This is a genomic window from Aurantimonas sp. C2-5-R2 (assembly GCF_036549495.1).
In the GTDB taxonomy this organism is placed as follows: Bacteria; Pseudomonadota; Alphaproteobacteria; order Rhizobiales; family Rhizobiaceae; genus Aurantimonas; species Aurantimonas coralicida_A.
The window spans coordinates 1-2,044 of sequence record NZ_JAZHLJ010000198.1; the positions used below are offsets into that span (position 1 = coordinate 1).

Below are 2,044 nucleotides of genomic sequence, written 5' to 3' on the forward strand. Positions count from 1 at the left end.
GATCCCGGCTCAAGGCCGGGATGACGACCTTCATTGGACGTCGCGACCAGTCCTGCATCGCGTCTGTCCATGGAAGACGAGGCGGCCGAGAACGCGAAGTTGCCGACGCCGGATTGGTTGGGGCAGAGCATCCGACGGTTATCCGAGCCAGACCGCCGACTTCATAGTCTTCTCCATATTTGCGAAATGAAATCGCGCGCCTCAGAGCCTGAGCGAAAAGGAGTTGAGCGATATCAGCAGGTTGTGATTCCCCTACGTTGTCGAGACGATGGGGAATCGAGATGGCCTGGGATGATACCGCTCGGCTTGAGCATAGCCGCAGATGCGTTCGCTATCCAAGCGATTTGACGGATCGGGAATGGGCGTTGATCGGGCCGATGCTGCCACCGGCCAAGCGCGGCGGCAGGCCGCGGACGACCTGTCTGCGGGAGGTGATGAACGCTATCCTCTACATCGCGTCGAGTGGTTGCCAGTGGCGCATGTTGCCCACGGATTTTCCACCAGCCTCCACGGTTCGCGGCTATTTCTACGACTGGCGCGACAGCGCGCTTCTTTCAACGATCAACGGCCTTCTGGTGATCGGCGCTCGCGAACTGGAAGAGCGTGAGGCCAGTCCGACAGCGGGCGTGATCGATAGCCAGAGTGTCAAAACCACCGAAAGCGGTGGCGTTTGCGGGTATGACGCGGGAAAGAAGATCAAGGGACGCAAGCGCCACATCGTGACCGATACGCTCGGTCTGATGCTGACGGTCGTCATTCATTCCGCCGACGTCCAGGATCGTGACGGCGCCACGACGGTGCTGAAGTCCCTGCGCTATCGCTTTCCGTGGCTGCGCCACATCTTCGCCAAGCCTGCCCCGGACTTGATCCGGGGGCGGCTATGCCGGCGACAAGCTGAAGCGCTCGCTGCGCGGACACGGCGACTGGACGATCGAGATCATCAAGCGATCGGACACGGCCAAGGGTTTCNTTATGCCGGCGACAAGCTGAGGCGCTCGCTGCGCGGACACGGCGACTGGACGATCGAGATCATCAAGCGATCGGACACGGCCAAAGGGTTTGAAGTTCTGCCCCGCCGCTGGGTGGTTGAGCGAACCTTCGCCTGGCTCGGCCGATGCCGCCGTCTCGCAAAAGACTGGGAACGATCAATCGAAAGCGCGACCGCTTGGACACTCGTGGCCAGCATCCGCATGCTCACGAGGCGCATCGCAAGATATTGCATCTACTCGTGAACTTTTGAATCAGGCTCTCACCAAGTTCTGGTGCGCTAGGAAGATCGTAAGTTTCGAGCACACGCTGCGTCCATTTTGGCCCGTGACCACCCACCGTCTTGCAGAAGCCCTCTAATTCACCCACGGGGACAATCCACAAACCTATCGAGCTGCAATAGGCCAGGAGTGACGTCCAGTGGACCGTTGCCTGGCCGGCCGGGACTGCGGCCGCACCGGCCTCCTTGATCGCATCCCATGGAGAAGCCTTGCGAAATATCGCGTCGATCTCGCCCTTTAGATTACGTGGAAATTCTCCTGATTGGGGAGCTTTAGATAATATCCCCGAGACGCCATTCACGACCTCTGCCGAGTTCAACCACGGTTTATGCTGCTCGATGGCCTTCTTTAACGGGACTGCATCTGACCCGGCCGAGGCCCAATCGCCGCCCAGCGCTTCAACAAGTCGCCGAAAAGTAATTTCGTCATTGAGCACATCGATATCGGCGATGATATCAACGGTGACGTCGAGAGAGCGAAGAGCACCGGCCAGAGCGCCCATACGATGCTTGCCACCCGCCTGAACAAAGAGGACATCGGGCGCAACATCGCCATGCACTGCCGGCAGGTCCAGGATCGCGCCATAGAACATGGCATCAGCGTCAGACTCTGTGATGAAGACACGGTGGTGGAAAACCCCGGACACCACGCCTGAATATTTCATCAATGGATCGGCGCCGATCGCCTTAGCTCGACTTTGGCCATTCACGCCGGGTAGCACGCGGCGGCAGTGATGCGTTCAAAGAAGCTGCGAGGAATTTCGAGGGGGTCCCGGT

The 2,044-nt window shown here is 59.4% G+C and carries 2 protein-coding genes; one reads left to right on the top strand and one right to left on the bottom strand.

Features of this window, described 5'->3' with window-relative positions; genetic code table 11:
- The first annotated feature begins 281 nt into the window (after window positions 1–281).
- Window positions 282–1,232, top strand: a complete 951-nt coding sequence (locus VQ044_RS24870; RefSeq protein WP_442880767.1) for an IS5 family transposase — start codon at window positions 282–284, stop codon at window positions 1,230–1,232.
- On the opposite strand, the gene VQ044_RS24875 is transcribed toward VQ044_RS24870, so the two are convergent.
- The gene (locus tag VQ044_RS24875) at window positions 1,195–1,932 is read right to left on the bottom strand and encodes a hypothetical protein (RefSeq protein WP_327649202.1); all 738 of its coding nucleotides are present in this window, start codon (window positions 1,930–1,932) and stop codon (window positions 1,195–1,197) included. The genes VQ044_RS24870 and VQ044_RS24875 overlap by 38 nt on opposite strands.
- Between the last annotated feature and the right edge of the window lie 112 nt (window positions 1,933–2,044).

Bases quoted from the DNA above. Each gene is read 5' to 3' on its own strand.
- VQ044_RS24875 (WP_327649202.1), bottom strand. From the start codon at position 1,932: ATGAAATATTCAGGCGTGGTGTCCGGGGTTTTCCACCACCGTGTCTTC.